This is a genomic window from Streptomyces sp. NPDC056479, assembly GCF_042795335.1.
In the GTDB taxonomy this organism is placed as follows: Bacteria; Actinomycetota; Actinomycetes; order Streptomycetales; family Streptomycetaceae; genus Streptomyces.
Window position 1 is genome coordinate 1213711 of sequence record NZ_JBHTRZ010000001.1, and the last position, 19946, is coordinate 1233656.

The 19946-nt window shown below is 72.4% G+C and carries 10 protein-coding genes; 8 read left to right on the plus strand and 2 right to left on the minus strand.

The window, feature by feature from the left end; translation table 11 throughout:
* The 7 genes from ACFQ6S_RS05310 to ACFQ6S_RS05340 form a co-directional block, all read left to right on the plus strand.
* The coding region (locus tag ACFQ6S_RS05310) for an SDR family NAD(P)-dependent oxidoreductase (RefSeq protein ID WP_383403775.1) at positions 1-2602 on the plus strand (2602 nt) is incomplete at its 5' end.
* Between the two features lie 134 nt (positions 2603-2736).
* A complete protein-coding gene (locus ACFQ6S_RS05315; RefSeq protein WP_383403778.1) occupies positions 2737-10305 on the plus strand; it encodes a beta-ketoacyl synthase N-terminal-like domain-containing protein in 7569 nt (2522 codons plus the stop codon).
* A gap of 85 nt (positions 10306-10390) precedes the next feature.
* The gene (locus ACFQ6S_RS05320; protein WP_383403781.1) at positions 10391-12013 is read left to right on the plus strand and encodes a PfaD family polyunsaturated fatty acid/polyketide biosynthesis protein; all 1623 of its coding nucleotides are present in this window, start codon (positions 10391-10393) and stop codon (positions 12011-12013) included.
* Positions 12013-13701, plus strand: a complete 1689-nt coding sequence (locus tag ACFQ6S_RS05325; RefSeq protein ID WP_383403784.1) for an acyl-CoA dehydrogenase family protein — start codon at positions 12013-12015, stop codon at positions 13699-13701. The genes ACFQ6S_RS05320 and ACFQ6S_RS05325 overlap by 1 nt, the downstream gene beginning before the upstream one ends.
* A gap of 10 nt (positions 13702-13711) precedes the next feature.
* Positions 13712-15505 (plus strand): acyl-CoA dehydrogenase family protein, encoded by a 1794-nt coding sequence (locus tag ACFQ6S_RS05330; protein ID WP_383403786.1) that lies wholly within the window; start codon positions 13712-13714, stop codon positions 15503-15505.
* A 25-nt stretch (positions 15506-15530) separates the two neighbouring features.
* Positions 15531-16262: a 4'-phosphopantetheinyl transferase family protein gene (locus tag ACFQ6S_RS05335; protein ID WP_383403789.1), complete on the plus strand. Its 732-nt coding sequence runs from the start codon at positions 15531-15533 to the stop codon at positions 16260-16262.
* 11 nt (positions 16263-16273) lie between these two features.
* On the plus strand, positions 16274-17563 hold the full coding sequence (locus ACFQ6S_RS05340) for an NAD(P)/FAD-dependent oxidoreductase (RefSeq protein WP_383403792.1): 1290 nt from the start codon (positions 16274-16276) through the stop codon (positions 17561-17563).
* Between the two features lie 74 nt (positions 17564-17637).
* On the opposite strand, the gene ACFQ6S_RS05345 is transcribed toward ACFQ6S_RS05340, so the two are convergent.
* A complete protein-coding gene (locus ACFQ6S_RS05345; RefSeq protein WP_383403795.1) occupies positions 17638-18537 on the minus strand; it encodes a BTAD domain-containing putative transcriptional regulator in 900 nt (299 codons plus the stop codon).
* A gap of 206 nt (positions 18538-18743) precedes the next feature.
* Positions 18744-19418: a MerR family transcriptional regulator gene (locus ACFQ6S_RS05350; protein ID WP_383403798.1), complete on the minus strand. Its 675-nt coding sequence runs from the start codon at positions 19416-19418 to the stop codon at positions 18744-18746.
* Between the two features lie 86 nt (positions 19419-19504).
* Between ACFQ6S_RS05350 and ACFQ6S_RS05355 the strand changes: the two genes are divergently transcribed.
* Complete coding sequence (locus tag ACFQ6S_RS05355) at positions 19505-19930, plus strand: DUF3291 domain-containing protein (protein WP_383403801.1); 426 nt, start codon at positions 19505-19507, stop codon at positions 19928-19930.
* The last annotated feature ends 16 nt before the right edge of the window (positions 19931-19946 follow it).

Here is a 19946-nt window from a genome sequence, read left to right on the forward strand (position 1 = left end):
TCTGGGGATCGACTCGATCAAGCGGGTCGAGATCATGGGTGTGATGCAGGAGAAGTTCGGTTCCGGTGTCGCCGCTGGTCCCGAGCAGCTCGCCGAGCTGCGCACGCTGCGTCACATCGTCGACTTCATGTCCGGCGGCTCGGGCGACGCCGGCACGCAGGCCGCCGCTGTCACAGCCCCTGCTGCCACAGAGCCCGCCCGCGACGAGCAGCCCGACGGCGGCATCGGCCGCGCACAGGCCGCGCTCGTCGAACTGCCCACGCCCGACCGGCTGGTGGACGCCTTCCCCAAGGGTTCCGGCGCGCTGATCGTGGACGACGGCTCGGAGCTGGCGACCGCGCTGGCCGGCCGACTCACCGAGACGGGCACGCGAGTGCACGTGCTGCGACTGCCCGGCGTGGCCCAGCGCATCAGCGCCGTCAAGGACCACTCCCTGTCCGGCTGGGGGGTGACCGAACTCGCCGAGCAGATGGAACTCGTCCTCGCCGACCGGATCAGCCTGGTCCTCGACCTCTCCGCCGCGCACCACGACGACTTCGCCGCGGGCACCCGCCGCCTCGCCCACACGCTGCTCGTGGCCAAGCACGCGGTCGAGGCACTGGACACCGCGGCCGACGCCGGCCGCGCGGCCTTCGTCACCGTCACCCGCCTCGACGGCGCCTTCGGACTCACCGGCGTCGCCGAGAACCTCGTCCCGGCCGCGGGCGTGGCCGGCCTGGTCAAGACCCTGGCCGTCGAGGCACCCCGGCTGTTCTGCCGGTCCGTCGACCTGGCCCCCGAGCTCACCGCGGAGACCGGTGCCGCTCTGGTGCTGGCCGAGACGCAGGACGCGGCCACCGACGCCACGCAGGCCGGGCACGACGGCACCCGCCGCGTCGGACTCGGCCTCGCCGAGCAGCCGCTGCACCCGGCGGCGGCCGACATCCCCGCCCTCACCTCCGACGACCTGATCGTCGTCACCGGCGGCGGACGCGGCATCACCGCCTCCTGCATCGCCGAACTGGCCAGGCGCCACCAGCCCGGACTGCTCCTGCTCGGTCGTACTCCCCTGGAGGACGAGCCGACCTGGGCGCAGGGCGTCGAGGATGCCGGCCTGAAGGCCGCCGCCGCCGCGCAGCTGAAGGCGTCCGGCGAGAAGCCCACCCCGAAGCGAGTCGAGCAGCTCTTCCGCGCCGTGACCGGCGCCCGCGAGATCCGCTCCACGCTCGCCGGCATACGCGCGGCCGGCAGCACCGTCGAGTACCTCGCCGCCGACATCACCGACGCCACCGCCATGGCCGCCGCCCTCGCCCCGTACAAGGAGCGCGTCACCGGCCTGGTGCACGGCGCCGGAGTCCTGGCCGACCAGCTCATCGCCAACAAGAAGGCCTCCGAGATCGAGCGGGTCTTCGCACCGAAGCTGGCAGGCCTGCGCACCGTGGCCGAGGCGCTCGACGCCGACCGGCTGCGCCACGTGGTCCTGTTCTCCTCGGTCGCCGGGTTCTTCGGCAACCGCGGCCAGTCCGACTACGCGATGGCCAACGAGGTCCTCAACGCCTGGGCCTCCTCCTTCAAGCAGCGCCACCCGGCCACCCGCGTCACCTCGCTGAACTGGGGCGCCTGGGACAGCGGCATGGTCTCCCCGGAGATCAAGGCCGTCTTCCGGGAGCGCGGCATCACCCTGATCCCGGTGGATACCGGCGCCCGGCTGTTCACCGAGCAGTTCGCCCACGAGCGTGCCGCCGACGTGGTGACGGTCCTCGGCCCGACGACGCCCCTGTCGGAGCCCGAGCGCCCCGCCGCCACCGGCCCGGTGACCGTCGAGCGCGAACTCGATGCCCTGCCCGGTCACCCGATCGTCACCGAGCACGTGATCGGCGAGGCCCCGGTGCTGCCCGCGGTCGTCGCCCTCGGCTGGGCGATCGGCGCGGTCGAGCGCGGCGCCGGCACCGAGGTGCGGCAGGTGAGGGACTTCGAGGTCCACAAGGGCATCGTCTTCGACGGCACCCAGCCCGACCGGCTCGCCCTGACCATGAGCCCGGCCGGCGGAACGGTCCAGGTCGCCATCCGCTCCACCGACGCCAAGGGCGCCGTACGCCCGCACTACGCGGCCGTGGTCGCCCCCGGCGGCGCACCGGCCCCCGCCACCGTCACCGGCCTGCCGGCCCTCGGCGGCGGACGGGACGCCGACGCCCTCTACACCGACGGCACCCTCTTCCACGGCCCGGCCCTGCGCGGTATCCGCCGCATCCTGGCCGAGGACGAGGCGCGGCTGGTCCTGCAGTGCGAGCTGGCCGAACTCCGGCCCGAGGGCGGCGCGTTCGGCGGCTCCCGGTTCGCGCCCGGCACCGCCGACCTGCTGCTCCAGGCGGGCCTGGTCTGGGTCCGGCTGTTCCGCGACAGCGCGTCCCTGCCCCTCGGGGTGGCCCGCGCCGAACTGCACCACCCGCTGCCCGACGGCGCGCCCTTCCTGATCGCCGTCGAGCCCGCCAAGGGCAGCACCTCCACCACCGCGTCGCTCACCATCACCGCCTGCGCCCCCGACGGAACGGTGCTGGCCCGGTTCGACGGTGTCCGCGTGGTCTCGGCCCCGCAGCTGGCGGCCAAGTTCATCAGCGGCTGATACCGCTTCGCCGCGTTCTGCGCGGCGGAGCCGCGATCGACACAGCCAGCGCAAGCGATCGGGTCGGCCCGGACGGTTCCTCACCCTGCCACCGTCCGGGCCGACCGCCCGTCAGAAGGGACCCGAGAGCTCTCATGAGCAAGTACGCCATAGTCGGCCTCTCCTGCCTGTTCCCAGGCGCGGAGACGCCCGCCGAGTTCTGGCACAACCTCCACTCCGGCGCCGACAGCCGCCGCGAGGGAGGCGAGGAGGTCTTCGGCCAGACGCCCGAGCCCCGCGACATGGACCCGCAGCACGAGATCTACTGCCGCCGGGGCGGCTTCATCACCGACTTCGCCTTCGACCCCGACGGCTATCTGCTCGATGCCGCCCACCTCGCCGGACTCGACCGGATCTTCCACTGGTCCCTGCACGTGGCCAGAGAGGTGCTGCGCGACAGCGGACACGAAGGCCGCCCGGAGATCCTGGCCCGCACCGGCCTGATCCTGGGCAACTACTCCTTCCCGACGCCCACTTCGGCCGAGGTCAGCGTGCCCCTGGTGCAGGAGGCCGTGCTGGAGGGGCTGCGCCGGGCCGGACACCCGCCGCTCGGCGCGCTCGCCCACGCCGACGACCGTATCGACCTCGCCCGCCTCAACGCCGAGGACCTGCGGGTCAGCGGCTCCCCGGCCGGGGTCACCGCCGCCGCGCTCGGCCTGGGCGGCCCTCGCTACGCCCTCGACGCGGCCTGCTCCTCCGCCCTGTACGCGCTGAAGCTGGCCTGCGACCACCTCGCCGCCGGACAGGCCGATCTCGTCCTGGCCGGCGGCGTCTGCGCACCCGACCCGACCCTCATCCACCTGTCCTTCGGCGACCTGGGCGCCTACCCGCGCGACGGCTTCAGCCAGCCCTTCGACGCCAAATCCGGCGGCATCCTCACCGGGCAGGGCGCCGGCATGGTCGCCGTCAAGCGGCTCGCGGACGCGGTGCGCGACGGCGATCGCATCCACGCCGTCGTCGACGGCATCGGCCTCACCAATGACGGCAGCGGCCGTCACCTGCTCGTGCCGCAGGGCTCGGGCCAGCTCGGCTCCTACCAACTCGCCTACGAGCAGGCCGGGATCGAGCCGACGGCCGTCGACTACCTGGAATGCCACGCCACCGGCACACCCATCGGCGACGCCACCGAGGCGCAGTCCGTGGCCGATTTCTTCGGCGCGGCCGGCCACGTCCCGCTGATCGGTTCCGTCAAGGGCAACATCGGCCACCTGCTCACCGTGGCCGGCCTCAGCAGCATGCTCAAGGTCATCCTGGCCATGGGGCACGGCCACATCCCGCCGACGACCGGCGTTGCGCAGCCCGTCAGCTCCAAGGACGGGCAGGTCGGCCCGGACGCCCTCGTCCGCACCGGCCGTGACTGGCCCGAGGGCGACGGACCGCGCCGCGCGGCGGTCTCCGCGTTCGGCTTCGGAGGCACCAACGCACACGTCGTGCTGTCCGCACCGGACGCCACCGCGCACACCGCCACGGACGCCGCCGCGCACGCCGTCACGGCCGACGCCCCGGCCGCCAAGACGCCCGTACCGGCCCTCGACATCGCCGGACTCGGCGCGCACTACGGCTCCTTCGACTCCCTCGACGCCTACGAGCGCGCCGTGCACACCGGGCAGGACGCGCTGATCCCGCTGCCCGAACGGCGCTGGCGCGGCCTCGACCAGACCCGCGGCGGCTCCCTCCAGCACGGCGCCGGCGTCTCGCCCGACGCGCTGCCGCACGGCGCCTTCGTCGACGGGCTCGGCATCGACCCGATCGACCTGAAGATCCCGCCCGCCGACCTGCGTACCTACAACCTCCAGCACGCCCTGGCCATCAAGGTCGCCGACGAGGCCCTGCACGACGCCGGCTACAGCAGGGCCGTACCCAAGGGCGAGAGCGCCCCGAAGGCGCGCCGCATCGCGGTCGTCGTCGGCATGGAGACGGAGCCCACCACCCACCTGAGGATCACCCGCTTCGGTCTCGGGGCCTTCGTGCGCCAGGAGTTCGCGCGCGCCGGGGTCCAGGTCGACGAGGAGGAGCTGGCCCGGCTGACCGCGGCCGGCCGGGACGCGGTGGTCGACCCGATCGTCGCCAACGAGGTGCTCAGCTACATCGGCAACGTGATGGCCAGCCGCATCTCCTCCCTGTGGAACCTGACCGGCCCGTCCTTCACCGTCTCCTCCGACGGTTCGGCCACCGCCGAGGCCCTTGAGGTGGCCCGGCTGCTGCTGCTCGACCCGGGCATCGAGGCCGTCCTGGTCGGCGCCGTCGACCTGGCCGGCTCCGCCGAGAACCTGCTGCTGCGGCCCGACGTGGTCGCCGAGGCCGGGCTCACCTTCGGCGAGAACAGCCGCGGCCGCCGCATCGGCGAGGGCGCCGGCGCGATCGTCGTCACCCGCCCCGGCGAGGCCGCCACCCCCGTGTACGCGCGCCTCGACGCGGTCGCGATCCGGCACGCGGCGCCCGTGGACGGCCAGGTGCCCGAGGCCGACGCCGACACCTACGCGGCCGCCGCCGAGGCTGCGCTGACCGCGGCCGGGGTCACGGCCGAGGACATCGGCTACGTGGAGGCCCACGCGGGCGGCACACCCGCCGAGGACCGGGCGGAGATCGCCGGACTCGCACAGGTGTACCCGGCGGCCGCCGACCCCGAAGGCCCGGCGGGCAGCACCGGCCGGGTCGCGCTCGGCAGCGCCAAGGCGCAGATCGGCGACGCCGGTTGCGCGGCCACCATGGCCGGGCTCATCCGGACCGTGCTCTGTCTGCACCACGGCTACCTGCCCGGCACCAGCGGCTGGAGCCGCCCGGACGCCGAACTCGCCGACACCTTCGCGTCCTCCGCCCTGTACGTGCCGGACGCCTCCCGCCCCTGGCTGCGCCGCAGGGCCGGCTCGCGCCGGTACGCGGCCGTCGGCTTCATCGGCGCGTCCGGTGCCCACGGCCACCTCGTGCTGTCCGCCGAGGCGACCCGCGGCACCCTCGCGGCCGGCGACTGGCAGCGGGCCGGCGGCCCCGTCGTCCTCCCGCTGTCCGCCGACTCCTTCGACGGACTGCTCACCGCGATCGAAAGGCACCGGGAACTGCTCGCCGGGGACGCCGACCCGTACACCCTCGCCCGCGAGGCGGCCGGAGAGCTCCCCGGCCGCACGCTGCGGGCGGTGCTCGTCGGACGCGACCGCGCCGAGCTGCGCGCCCAACTCGACCTCGCCGCACGGGATCTGCCCGTCGTGCACGCCTCGGGCGGCGAGTGGACCACCCCGGCCGGCAGCTGCTTCACCGCCCGCCCGATCGGCCCCGAGGGGAAGGTCGCGCTCGTCTACCCGGGTGCCTTCAACTCCTATCCCGGCCTCGGGCAGGACCTGTTCCGCGCCTTCCCCGGACTGCTGGAGCGCTTCGAGGCCCAGGCGGACGCGCCGGAGCGCCACCTGCGGGCCGCCGCGCTGTACCCCCGCTCCCAAGCAGCCCTGGGGCGAAGGGAGTTGATGGGCCTTGAGGCGGGGCTGGGCGAGGACACCCCGTTCATGCTCGCCACCGGCACCAGCTTCGCGATCCTCTACACCGACCTCGTCCGCGACGTCCTCGGCATCACCGCGCACGGCGGATTCGGCTACAGCCTCGGCGAGTCGAGCATGCTGTTCGCCACCGGCGGCTGGCAGCCGGAGGGCCGCGACGACGCCCTGATCAGCAACACCCCGATCTTCAAGGACCGGCTGTGCGGGCCGCGCCGCACGGTGCGCGAGGCGTGGCAACTGCCCGACGTCACAAGGGACTCCGATGTGTGGGCCAGCCATGTGCTGCTCACCGACGCGGAGTCGGTGCGGGCCGTGCTGCCCCGCTACGGCCGCGTGCACCTCACGCACGTCAACACCCCGGCCGAGCTGGTCATCGCGGGCGACCCGGCCCAGTGCCGCGCCCTGATCAAGGAACTCGACTGCCCCGCGGCGCGCTCGCCCGTCAACGCGGTCATGCACTGCCCGGTGGTGGACGCCGAGTTCGACGGTCTGGCCGGTCTCAACGACTACCCGACGGGCTCCTTCGGGGACCTCGAACTGCTCAGCGCCTACGACTACGAGCCGCTGCCCGCGCTGGACCGGAAGGAGATCGCCCGCCGCATCGCGCACACCCTGCGGTCCCCGATCGACTTCCCGCGGCTGGTGCGCGGCGCCTACGAGCGCGGCTTCCGCTATTTCCTGGAGGTCGGACCCAGCGCCACCTGCTCCCGCTGGGTCCGCGAGACCCTCGGCGAGTCGGCGCACGTCGCCGCGCCGGTCGACCGCCGGGGCGTCGCCGCCACGAAGTCCATCGCCCAACTCGCCGCCAGACTCACGGCCCACGGCCTCGACGTCGACCTGGGGGTGCTCCTGGCCCCGGCCGCCGAACGCGTCCCGGCCCGCCCGGCCCGCCCCACCCGCTTCCGCGTGGGCGGCGCGGACCCGGCACCGTCCCGCATCGCCCGCGAACTCGCCACGCCGGCCGGGACGACGCCCCCCGTGGCCGCCTCGGCGACGACGGCGATGGCCGATGTGTCCGGCACCTCTCGGTCAGCCGCCGCGCCCACCTCATCCGCCTCGCTGCCGGCCATGACCGCGGCGACCCGTCCCGCCGTCCCGCCCGCCGACACCCGTCCGGCCCCGACAGCATCCGCCTCGGCGTCCCCCTCCGCCGGAAACCCGACCGTGCCGGGCATCGGTCCCGCGGCCGCGCTCCCGCCGGCCTCCGCGCCCGCCCCGCATCCCGTCGCGGCCCCCTCGGTGCCCGCTCCCGTCCCGTCCGTACCGCCGGAGGACTCAGCCCTCATGCCCGCAGACCCGACCCTCGCCGACGCCGAGGTCATCACCTTCGACGGCACCCCCATCTCGTACCTGCCCTGGACACCCGACACGCCGGACGGCACGCCCGCCGCCGTGCCGCCGCCCGCCCCGACGGCCCCGGTCCTGCCGCAGTCCGCCCCGGCCGGACCCACCACGCACCGGGACGGACGGATGTCCGCAGCCGTCGCCGCCGACATCGTGCGGGAGATGCGCCGTCAGATGGTGGCCACCCACTCGGTGGTGATGGAGACCCAGCACGTCCTTCAGTCGGCCGCGCTCAGCCGCATGGAGGGCCTCCTGGACGGCGCCGGCCCGCAGCCGGCAATCGAGACGACCGTCCACGCGGAGCGCGTCGCCCCGCCCGCCCCCGCACCCCGGCCCACCCTGCCCCCGGCGCCCCCCGCCCCGGCCCTGCCCACGGCCGCCCCGAGCACGCCCGCCACCCCGGCCGCCGACTCGCACGGCAACGCCGAGAAGGACGTCAAGGAAGGCGTCATCTGGGACGAGGCCGACCTCCTCGAGTTCGCCGTCGGCTCCGTCGCCAAGGTCTTCGGCCCGGAGTTCGGCGTGATCGACGGCTACGCCAAGCGCGTCCGGCTGCCCGCACCGCCGTACCACTTCGTCTCCCGCGTGACCGCGATGGACGGGAAGACAGGGGAGTTCAAGCCCGCCACCATCACCACGGAGTACGACGTCCCCGAGGACGCCTGGTACGCCGTCGACGGTGGTGTCCCGCCGGCCGTCACCGTCGAGGCCGGCCAGTGCGACCTGCTGTTGGTCAGCTACCTCGGCATCGACTTCCGCAACAAGGGTGAGCGGGTCTACCGGCTGCTCGACAGCACCCTGATCTTCCGCGGCAACCTGCCCCGCGTCGGCCAGACCCTGCGCTACGACATCTCCATCGACCGCTTCGTGCACCAGGGCGACACCACGCTCTTCTTCTTCAGCTACAAGTGCTACGCCGACGGCCAGCTGATCCTCGAACTGCACGACGCCTGCGCCGGGTTCTTCAGCCAGGCGGAGCTCGAGACCCCGCTCGGCGTGGTGATGACCGAGAAGGAGAAGGCCGCCCGCGCCCAGCTGCCCCGCGGCTACTTCAAGCCGCTGGCGTACACCGAGAAGAACCACCTCACCCGCGAGGACCTGGACCTGCTCGCCCAGGGCCGGCCCGGCGACGTCTTCGGCCCGGACCACGCCCAGGACCCGGGCATCAACCCGGCGCTGCGACTGCCCGACGAGAAGCTGCGAATGGTCGACGATGTCGTCATCGACCGCAAGGGCGGCCCGCGCGGACTCGGCACGCTCAGCGCCATCAAGAAGCTGCAGCCCGACGCCTGGTACTTCATCTGCCACTTCCCCGACGACCACGTACTGGCCGGCTCGCTGGTCGCCGAGGGCGCCGTCCAGCTGCTGCAGATCTACCTGCTGCACCAGGGCATGCACCTCACCCTTCCCGACGCCCGGTTCCAGTGCGTCACGGACACCCCGATCGAGGTCCAGGTCCGCGGCCAGATCACCCAGGCCCACGAGGAGATCCGCTACGAGGTCGAGGTCATGGAGCTGACGCTCCTGCCGCGCGCCACGGTCATCGCCGACGTTCTGATCTACCTCGGCGACAAGCCCGTCATCCGGATGAAGAACCTCGGCCTGCAGGTGCGCGAGAAAGAGGGCTCGCCCTACCGTCCCGAGGCCGGCGGCATCCCGGAGTTCCTCGGCCGCCGCAACCGCTCCGGCGAACCCGCGATGATCAACGAGCTGCACCTCGCGCACGCCGCCAAGGGCCTCCTCGACATGGCGATGGGCCCGGAGTTCGAGGTCTACCGCGAGAGCCGCGCCCCCTACATCCCCAACGGCGACTTCCAGTTCGTCGACCGCGTCATGTCCCTCAAGGGCACCCGCGGCGACCTGTCGCCCGGCTCGGAGATGGTCACCGAGTACGACTCCCCGGGCGACGCCTGGTACTACGAGCAGAACTCCTTCCCGCACATGCCCAACGCCATCTACATGGAGTCCTCCCTCCAGGCGGCGATCTTCCTCGGCTACTACCTCGGCGCCACGCTGAAGAACACCGACGAGCAGTACGCGATCCGCAACCTCGACGGCCGCGCCACTCTGGTCAAGGACATCGACCTGCGCGGCAAGACCATCCGCCACCACTCCAAGCTGCTGATGACCAGCGCCGTCCATGGCGCGGTCCTGCAGAACTTCAGCTACGAACTCTCCGCCGACGGCGAGGTCTTCTACACCGGCGAGTCCCTCTTCGGCTACTTCAGCGCCGCGGCCCTCGCCAACCAGGTCGGCCTCGACAACGGCCAGTACGTGGCCCCCTGGCTGGAGACCGAGAAGCCGGACGCCGCCCGAGTCCGCCGTATCGAACTCCCGGAGGGCGCCCCGGCGTTCACCGACCCGAGCGGCGGCCATCTGCATCTGCCCGGCGACAAGTTCGCGCTCGTCGACCGCGTCGATCTGGTCACCGACGGCGGCCGGCACGGCCAGGGCCATCTGCACGGCTACCGGGCCATCCGGCCCGACGAGTGGTACTTCGACTGCCACTTCCACCGCGACCCGGTGATGCCCGGCTCCCTCGGCGTCGAGGCAGTCCTGCAGGCCCTCAGGCTGTTCGTGCTCGACCAGAACCTCGCCGACGGCATGGAGCGGCCCCGTTTCGCGATGGCCACCGACGTCGAGATGTCCTGGAAGTACCGCGGCCAGATCCTGCGCCACGACAAGGAGCTCTTCTTCGACGTGCACGTCAAGGAGGTCCGCCGCGAGGACGGCCGGCTGCTGGTCATCGGCGACGCCGACCTGTGGAAGCCGGGCCTGCGCATCTACGAACTGACCGACGTGGCCATCGAGGTCCGTTCCGCCGAGGCGTGACGGCGGGGCCTGTGCCGGAAGTTCCTCTTGGCCCGGCACAGGCCCCACCCGCACCCGCCGCCCAGCCAAGGAGCTTCTTTTCACCATGGACATCCGCGACACCCCTCTCCGCTGGTACGGAGACCGGTACCCCGCCACGGATCCGGCCGGGATCTACCAGGCGCTGGCCGATCTGGACCAGCCCTGTTTCATCGTCATCACCCCGGAGGGCATCGGCGCGGCCTCCGGCGGCTTCGCCACCGCCCAGGGCGAAGGCCTGCCGCTGCTCGCCGCCGCCCAGCCCTTGCCGCCCGAGCGCCTCGGCTCGGCCGCTTTCCGCGCCGCGCACGGCGTCGCCCAGCCCTATATGGCCGGGGCCATGGCCGGCGGGATCGCCTCCGCCGACATGGTGATCGCCCTGGCCAGGGAGGGCTTCCTCGCCTCCTTCGGCGCGGCCGGACTGCTGCCCGAGACCATCGAGCGCACCCTGGCCCGGTTCGCCGCCGAGATCCCCGGACTGCCGTACGCGGTCAATCTGATCCACAGCCCCAGCGAGGACCGGCTGGAGCGGGAGGCCGTCGAGCTGTTCCTGCGGCACGGTGTGCGCTGCGTGGAGGCCTCCGCGTACATGGACCTCACCCCGCACGTGGTGCGCTACCGGCTGGCCGGACTGCGCCGGGACGCGGACGGCCGGGTGGTCGCCGACAACCGGCTGATCGCCAAGATCTCCCGGACCGAGACCGCCGAGCGCTTCATGCGCCCGGCCCCGGCCCCGGTGGTCAGCGCTCTGCTGGAACAGGGTCTGATCACCTCCGAGCAGGCCGCGCTCGCCCACCATCTGCCGCTGGCGGACGACATCACCGTGGAAGCGGACTCCGGCGGCCACACCGACCGGCGTCCGCTGCCCGCGCTGCTGCCGTCCATCCTGCGGCTGCGCGACAGCGTGCAGCGCGAGTTCCGCTACGCCGTCCCGGTCCGGGTCGGCGCGGGCGGCGGCCTCGGCACACCCGTGGCGGTGGCGGCGGCGTTCGCGATGGGCGCCGCCTACGTCGTGACCGGCTCCGTCAACCAGTCCTGCCTGGAGTCCGGCGCCTCCGCCAAGTCCAAGGCGATGCTCGCCGAGGCAGGCATCGCCGACTGCGAGATGGCCCCGGCCGCCGACATGTTCGAGATGGGCGTCGAACTCCAGGTGCTGAAGAAGGGCACGCTCTTCCCGATGCGGGCCAAGCGCCTGTACGAGCTCTACCAGAGCTGCGACGGCCTGGAGTCGATCCCGCCGGCCGACCGTGCCCGCCTGGAGCAGCAGATCTTCCGCCGCTCCCTGGAGGACGTCTGGCAGGAGTGCGTCACCTACTTCACCCGCCGCGACCCCGAGCAGCTCGCCCGCGCCCAGGGCAGCCCCAAGCGACGGATGGCGCTGGTCTTCCGCTGGTACCTGGGCATGTCCTCACGCTGGGCGGTCACCGGCGACGAGGGCCGCACCATGGACTACCAGGTCTGGTGCGGCCCGGCGATGGGCAGCTTCAACGACTGGGTGACCGGCAGCTACCTGAAGACGCCGGGCAACCGCCGGGTCGCGGACGTGGCCCACCACCTGATGCGCGGCGCCGCCTTCCACACCCGGCTCGCCCAGCTGCGCACCGCCGGCGTGACCATCCCGCCGACCGCCGCCGACTACCGGCCGGTGCCGCTGGAGAGCCCGGCCCACGGACCCTCGGTGGCGCTGTGATGAGCGCGCTCACCCCCGAGCGGCTTGAGCAGCGGCTCGGCGATCCCGCCGACGACGCCAACCCGTACGGCTTCGCCGCCGCCGTCGCCCGCGACGAACACGACGCCTTCCCCGAGGAGCTGTGCGCGGAGCTGGTGCGGGCCGGGTTCCACCTCAACTACCTGCCCCAGGAGTGGGGCGGCACCTTCGAGTCCTTCGACCGCAGCCTCACCCTGGTCCGGTCCGCGGCCCGCCGGGACGTCAACATCATGCCCGGCACGATGTTCAGCATCATCGCCGCGACCTGTCTGCAGGTGCACGGCAGCCTGGAGCAGCAGTTGCGGGCGGCCGAGATCCTGCGCGGGGGCGGCGCCGTGGCCTTCGCCCTCACCGAGGCCGCCCACGGCAGCGACCTGCTCACCAATGAGGTGCGGCTGAGCGAGGACGGCGTACTCAGCGGCGAGAAGTGGCTGGTCGGCCTCGGCCTGCGCGCCGAGGCGGTCTACGTCATCGCCCGGACCGGCGAACGCGGCCCCGGCGCCTTCTCCGCGGTCCTGTTGGAGACCGCCGGCATCCCGCAGGAACAACTGGAGCGGGTGCCCGCCCCGCGCACCGGAGGCATGCGCGGCATCGACCTCGCCACCTTGCGCTTCCACGACACCCCGGTGCCGTCCGAGGCACTGGTCGGCAAGCAGGGCACGGGACTTGAAGCAGCCGTCAAGGCCCAGCAGGCGGTCCGCCTGATGAGCATGGCCGGCAGCCTCGGCATCGCCGACACCGCCGTACGTCTCGCCCTGGACTTCGCCGCCGAACGCCGCATCGGCCGCACCCGGCTCACCGGATCCCCGTGGCCCCGACGGGAGTTGGCCGTCGCGTCCGCGGCGCTGCTGGCCGCCGACGCGGTGGCGCTCAGCGCGGCGCGTGGCGTGCACGTGGTGCCGGAGGCGTTCAGCGTGTGGGCGCTGTCCGCCAAGCACGTGGTCGCCGAGGCCACCGACGAACTGATCCGTCGCTGCGGCACCGTCCTCGCCACCCGCTCGGTACTGCGCGAGGGCGAGCAGGGCGCCGCGCTGTTCCAGAAGCTTCAGCGCGACTCGGCCGTGGTCCGCGTCATCGACGCCAGCACCCTCGCCAACCTCCGTTCGTTCGCAGGTCAGTTGCCCACCCTCACGGACGGCAAGGCCGAGCCGGACCCGGCGGCCGTGGAGAGCGTCTTCACGCTGGACGCCGAACTCCCGCCGTACGATCCCACCCGGCTGGACATGTTCGCCCGCGGCTCGGACCCGATCCTCGCCGGACTGCCGCAGACCGCCATCGCCGTCGCCGACGACCTCGGCGAAGCAGGCGTACTGGCACGGCAGTTGGCGGACGCGGTCGCCGGGCTGGGCGAGCTGGTCCGGGCCGCGCAGCAGCGCGGAGCCGACCCCAACGCCCTGGTGGACGCCGCCGAACGGTACGCCTGGCTGCACGCCGCCGCCTGCTGCCTGCACCTGTGGCACGCCAATCGCGACCGGTCCCTGTACGGCGCCGAGCCCGGCGCCACCGGCTGGCTCGGCGCCGCCCTGGCCTATCTGCTCGCCCGCGCCGACGGCGTGGACCCGCGCCGGCAAGGGGACCTGCTGATCCCCGTTCTCGACACCGTCCTCGAACTGCGCGACGGCGACCGGCTGTTCACCGCTTCGCCCGTACGGCTGGCCACCACCCGATAGGAGCTCATCGATGTCCAAGTCCGACGTGAGTGTGCTGGCCGCATGGCTGGAGGAGTACCTCGGCGACCCGCACGACCCGAACAGCCGGATGCCCTTCACCCAGATCCTGGACCACGACGTCCGCGGTGAGTACCCCTACCAGTTCGTCGCCCTGCTGCGCCGCTGGGGCCTGCATCTGCACTGCCTGCCCGACACCGACGGCGGCATGGCCGGCAACGTGGAGACCGGCATCGGCCTGATGCGGCTGGTCGCCCGCCGCGACCCTTCCACCGCCGTCGCCCTCGCCCTCAACAGCCTCGGCTTCATGCCCGCGTGGATCCTCGGCACCCCCGAGCAGAACAGCGCACTGGTCGCCGACATGAAGCGCGGCAGCTCGGTGTCCTGGGGCCTGTCCGAGCGGGCCCACGGCAGCGACCTGGTCGCCAACGAGGTGCTCGCCGAGAAGACCGAGGGCGGCTGGCTGCTGACCGGCGAGAAGTGGCCGATCGGCAACGCCACCGTCGCCGACAAGATGGTCGTCTTCGCCCGCACCGGCAAGCGCCCCGGTCCCGCCGCGTACTCGCTCTTCGTCCTCGACAAGTGGCGGGCCGAACCCGGTACCGTCGACGACCTGCCCTTCGAGGACCTCTACGGCACCCGCGCGCTCGACCTCAGCGGCGTGCGCATGGAGCGGGCGTACGTCCCCGACTCGGCGATGATCGGCCGCGAGGGCCAGGGCCTGGAGATCGCCCTCAAGACCAGCCAGACCGCGCGCGTGGTGCTGCTGCACCTGGCGCTTTCCGCCGCCGACACCAGCCTGCGCCTCGCCCTCGACTTTGCCGAGCGCCGGGTGCTGCTCGGCGACCGGATCAGCGATGTGCCCTACACCCGGCGCCAGTTGGCGGAGGCCTTCGCCGATCTGATGGTCGCCGACGCCATGGTCCTCGGTGCCGCACGTGCCCTGCAGGCGGCGCCGGAGCAGATCAGCGTCTGGTCGTCGGTGGTCAAGTACCAGGTGCCGACCCTGCTGCAGAAGACGCTGTCCCAGCTGACCGTCGTCCTCGGCGCGCGCACCTTCCTGCGCGACCACCCGCACTACGGCATGCACCAGAAGATGGTCCGCGACATCCTGATCACCGACATCGCCGACGGCAACACCGTGGTCAACCTGCGCAACCTCGGCCACCAGCTCGCCGGCCTGCTGGAGAAGGCCACCGAGGCCGACGACAGCGCACGTGAGCGCGCCGTCGAGCGGGCCGCCACCCTCTTCGGCATGGACCGGGAACTGCCGGTCTACGAGCCGGTCAAGCAGGAGCTGTTCAGCCGGGCCGGCGACGACGCCGTGCTGGCCGCGCCCGACGGGCTGCGCCGGCTGCGCGCCCTCGCCGAGACGGCGGAGGGCACCGAGGCCGACCGGCTGCGCTGTGCTGCGGACCTCGCCGAGGAACTCGTCGGCCGGACCGCCTCGCTGCGCGAGCGCGCCACCGCCCTGAAGACCGCGCTGGGCAAGGACTACGCCCAGTCGCCGGAACTGTTCGAACTGGCCAAGGAGTACTGCCTGGTGCACGCGGCCGCCGCCTGCGTGCTCACCTACGTCCACTCGCGCGACGCGATGGACACACCGCTGCCCAGCGCCTCGCTGCTGCTGCTCCAGCTGGAGCGGGTGCGCCGCCAGCTGTTTCCGCATGAGCCGGTCACCTCCCAGGCGGTCGTCGACGAGGTCATGGAGGTCCTGCGCCACTTCCACCAGGACAACCGGCTGTTCTCCTACTGGCAGTTCCCGCTCGCCAAGCGGGCCGCCGACGAGTCCGCCGCCTCCCTCTGAGACGCCACGGACCGGGGGACAACCCATGAACGGCAGTGCTCCGGCGTTCCTGTGGCTGCTGCCCGAAGCGGCCGTCGACGGCTTCGCCGCCGCGCTCGGCGGCACCCGGCTGCTCACACCCGAGGAACGCCACGCACTCGACCGACGCCTCACCCCGGGTGCGCGGCGCCGTTACCTCGGCGCGCGGCTGCTGTGCCGGTACGCGCTGTCCGCGCGCACCGGCCGTCCCGTGGACCACTGGCGCTTCCGGCGCGGCATCCACGGCCGGCCGGAGCCCGAACCGGCCGACGCCGGGGTGCGGTTCAACCTCTCGCACGACGACGGCCTCATCGCCTGCGTCGTCACCCAAGGGGGCGGCTGCGGGGTCGACATCGGCCCCACCGCCGCCTCCGGCGAACTGCTCGTCCACCTCGGCCGGCGGTTGGGCCCGGACGAGCGGGCCCAGCTCGCCGGTGCGGCGCGCGGCACACGCGCCGCCCTCGCCGGCGAACTGTGGGTGCTGAAGGAGGCGTACCTGAAGGCCCTGGGCACCGGGCTGACCCGGGCCCTGGGCACCTTCACCGTCGTACGCGGTCCGAACGGCCGTATCGCCGTCCGGGATCCACAGCAGCCGGGCGCGGACGCCCGCTGGTCGTTCGACCTGATCCACCCCGGCCCCCGGCACGTCCTCGCGGTCGCCGTCGAGCACGGCCGACCGGGAGCCCTGCGCCGCATCGACCTGTCCGACCTCTCGCTCTCCGCCGAGACCACCGCATGAAGGACATCACCATGACGCAACCCACCACTCCGCGTGTCGCCATCGTCGGTGCGGGTGTCGCCGGCCTCTCCGCGGCCTATCACCTGCGCGAGCGCGCCCGCATCACGATCTACGAGCGGGAGGACCGCCTCGGCGGCCACGCCAACACCGTGGAGGTCGAGGACGACGGCCGCACCCTCGGCATCGACACCGCGTTCGTCGTCTTCAACCGGCCCGCCTACACCAACCTCTGCGAGTTCTTCGACGAGCTCGGCGTCGAGGCGGTGGAGCACCGGGGCGCCTTCAACTTCTTCGACCTGGACTCCGGCCTGGAGTACGGGACCAAGGAGCTCGGCATGACCGAGGAGGAGGTGGCCGCCCGCTACTCCGAGGAGTTCCTGACCATCTGGCGCGAGGCCGCCCGCTTCCACACCGAGGGCCGCAAGGACTTCGTCCGCAAGAAGGCCGACATCCCGCTGGGCGAGTACCTCGACCGGGGCGGCTACAGCAAGGCGTTCCGCAACTCGTACGTCATCCTGCTCTGCTCGGCCGTCTGGTCCATCCCGGCGGAGCTGATCTGGGAGATGCCGGCCAGCACCGCCATCGCCTTCTTCATGGGCCATGACGAGGGCGGCCTCGGCGGCCGTCAGGTGGACTGGCGCACCGTCGGCGGCGGCTCCATCTCCTACGTCCGCAAGGCGCTGGCCGCGATCGGCCCCGAGGTCCGCAAGGGCGAGCCCGTCACCGCCATCCACCAGGAGGCCGACGGCGTCACCGTCACGACCGCCGAAGGCAGCGAGCACTACGACTACGTGGTGATCGGCGCCCACGCGGACGAGGCCCTCGCCCTGCTCGACAACCCCAGCGACCGTCAGCAGGAGGTCCTGTCCAAGGTCCGCTACAACGGCTCCTCGGTGATCCTGCACACCGACCCCTCGGTGATGCCCGCCGACCGCGAGCGCTGGGAGGCCTGGAACTACGGCAAGGTCGAGGCCGACGGCGAGGACCGCACCTACGTCGCCTACTACATGAACAAGCTCCACGGATTCACCTCGGAGAAGGACTACTTCGTCACCCTCGACTATCCGCTCGAGGTGGACCCGGACACGGTCATCGCCGAATTCCCGTACACCCACCCGGTCATCGACATTCACGTCCGGGACATGCAGAAGGACATCTACGGCGTCAATGAGGGAACCCGTGTGAAGCTCTGCGGCTCCTACTTCCACGCCAAGCGGCACGGCGTGGACCAGATCGGCTCGCACGAGGCTGGCTATTCCTCCGGAATGGACGTGGCGCGACAGCTCATCAGCGAACTCTGAAGGTTTCGCGGCGCAAAGCGCGCCCTCCGCTTCGAGCGGAGGGCGCGCTGTCGTGTGTGGGGAGGCCGCAAGCCTCAGGGCGTGAGCACCCGACCGCTCAGCAGTTCGGTCAGATACCCCATCACCGAGCGCGCCGACGGCTCTTCCGCCGCTGCCTCGGCGCCGCTCGGACCGTGCTGCCACCGGCCGAGTGCGGGGGCCTCGGCGGAGGGATCGGTGAGGACGGGCGAGCAGACGCTGATCTGCTCCAGGCGCGCCGTCAGCAGCGGCGTATGGGCGGTCACCGCGGCCAGCCGGCGCCGGGCGCGCCGGTAGACGCCGATGGCCTCCGGACCGCGCCCGCTGCGGCACAGGGCGAGCATCAACTGGTCATGGAGGCGCTCGCGCAGCGGGTGGGCCGCGGTGGCGTGCTCCAGTTCGGCGACGACGCCGTGATGCCGGCGGGTGCGCAGCGCGCAGTCGAAGTAGATCTCCAGCGCGTCCTGGCGCTCCCGCTCCAGCAGCGTCGCCAGCCGGGTGCCTGCCGGGCCGCGGGCGCCGCCCCCCAACACGCTGCCGCGCCACAGATCGAGGCCCTGACGCAGCGAGGTGTAGGTGCCCTCGGGGTCCTCGGCCGTCCTGCGGCGTGCCTGTGCCAGGGCCCGGCGGAAGCGCCCGGCGTCGGTCTCCGCCGCATCGGCCCTGAGGACGTAGCCCGCCTCGACGGTGGCAAGGCGCGGGAAGCCGCCGCGTTCCGCCTCCAGTTGCAGCAGCGATCTGCGAAGGCCCGAGACATGGGCGTTGAGGCTGGTGGCGGCCTGGCGCGGCGGCGCGGAACCCCACAGTTCCCGGATGAGATCCTCACGGGAGACAGGGCAGGCGGGCCGGGCGATCAGAGAGCCGAACAGCAGCCGCTGTTTGGGGGCGTTGAGCGGCACGCTCCGGTCGCGGATCTCGTCGTACAACTCGGGCGGACCCAGAATCCGGAACTGCATTCCCTCGCCTTCCCGTCTGCGGTGACCGCGAGGCGCGTGTCGTCGCGCGCCGCACGAATTCCGCACACGAGAAGACCACGCGGAGGAAGGGCCATGCCTGAGTCGCTGTCACTCACCTTTGCGCCGTGTGGCGATACCGGTCGGCCGGGAACGTCCATCTGCCCCTCGGCAGACGTGAGTACCCCGCACTCATGCCGGTCCGGGCCTCATTGAGCCGCATCGGAAGAACGGGGCAGGGGTGACGCGGTCTCGCCGTGCCGCACCATCGACTCGGCTTCCTGGGCGAGCCGGCGCAGCGCCATCAGGGCGGGTTCGAGGAGGAACGTCAGGAGAACGGCTCGCTCGGCCATCTCCAACGGGTCCTTGAGGGACTCCAGTTCGTCCAGGTCGAGGCGGGCGGTCCGGCGCGCGAGCTCGGCGTAGGGGAGGAGGAAGTGCCAGTCGTGCTCCAGGCCCAGTGAGCGCAGGGCCTGCAGGGTCTCGTCGATGACGTGCCGGGACGGGTTGTACTCGGAGACCTCCCAGCCCATCGCGGTGAGCAGGGCGTCGGCCTCACTGCCGTGCTCCTCGGCCCCGTCGTCCGGACGGGCCGGCTCGGGCGTGCCGTTGCCCGTCGGTATGCCTACGACCAGGCCGAGCACCTGATGCGTGTCCGCCTGGTCCTCGGAGACGGCGTCCAGGACCTGCTTGGCGGCGGCCACGGACAGACCGCGCACCCCGATCAGGGCGCGGATCAGCCGCAGCCGCCTCAGATGTGTGTCGTCGTACTCCGCCTGTGTCGCGGCCGTGGCACGGCCGGGCGGCAGCAGGCCCTCGCGCAAGTAGTACTTGATCGTCGCGTTGGCCACCCCGCTGCGACGACTGAGTTCCGAGATTCTCATCGGCTTCCCGCTCTCCTCTGGCAATTGGGTAGTGCCACTGTCTAATATAGATAGTGCCACTCACCAACTGTGGATGCGAGGCTACTGTGCCCACCCTTCCCTGGGTCAAGCCGAATCCGGCCCGGCCCGACACCAGCGCCTTCGTCATGGCCTCCCGGCTCGAAGTGCGGTCCCTGAAACACGTCCCCCGCTTCTTCCTGAAGTCCCTCACCGCTTGGGGCCAGGTCCGTAAGGCCCCCGGGGCCCTCGGCGCCTCGCTGGAGGCCCAGCTGTTCAAGGGGGTCTTCTTCACCCTGTCCGCGTGGGAGAGCAAGGACGCGCTCTACACGTACGCCAGGACCAACCCGCACAAGGACGTCGTACGCGACGTGCGCTCCACCATGCGCGGTTCGACCTTCACCTTCTGGGAGGTGCCGGTCGGGCAGCTGCCGATCGACTGGAACGACGCCAAGCGGCGCATCGACGAGCAGGCTCGCGTCGACGCCGTGAACGGCGGCCGCGCCGCCCACTGAACGCCCGGCCCGACGC

Bases quoted from the DNA above. Each gene is read 5' to 3' on its own strand.
- ACFQ6S_RS05325 (WP_383403784.1), top strand. From the start codon at position 12,013: ATGAGCGCGCTCACCCCCGAGCGGCTTGAGCAGCGGCTCGGCGATCCC.
- ACFQ6S_RS05340 (WP_383403792.1), top strand. From the start codon at position 16,274: ATGACGCAACCCACCACTCCGCGTGTCGCCATCGTCGGTGCGGGTGTC.
- ACFQ6S_RS05350 (WP_383403798.1), bottom strand. From the start codon at position 19,418: ATGAGAATCTCGGAACTCAGTCGTCGCAGCGGGGTGGCCAACGCGACG.
- ACFQ6S_RS05330 (WP_383403786.1), top strand. From the start codon at position 13,712: ATGTCCAAGTCCGACGTGAGTGTGCTGGCCGCATGGCTGGAGGAGTAC.
- ACFQ6S_RS05345 (WP_383403795.1), bottom strand. From the start codon at position 18,537: ATGCAGTTCCGGATTCTGGGTCCGCCCGAGTTGTACGACGAGATCCGC.
- ACFQ6S_RS05335 (WP_383403789.1), top strand. From the start codon at position 15,531: ATGAACGGCAGTGCTCCGGCGTTCCTGTGGCTGCTGCCCGAAGCGGCC.
- ACFQ6S_RS05315 (WP_383403778.1), top strand. From the start codon at position 2,737: ATGAGCAAGTACGCCATAGTCGGCCTCTCCTGCCTGTTCCCAGGCGCG.
- ACFQ6S_RS05320 (WP_383403781.1), top strand. From the start codon at position 10,391: ATGGACATCCGCGACACCCCTCTCCGCTGGTACGGAGACCGGTACCCC.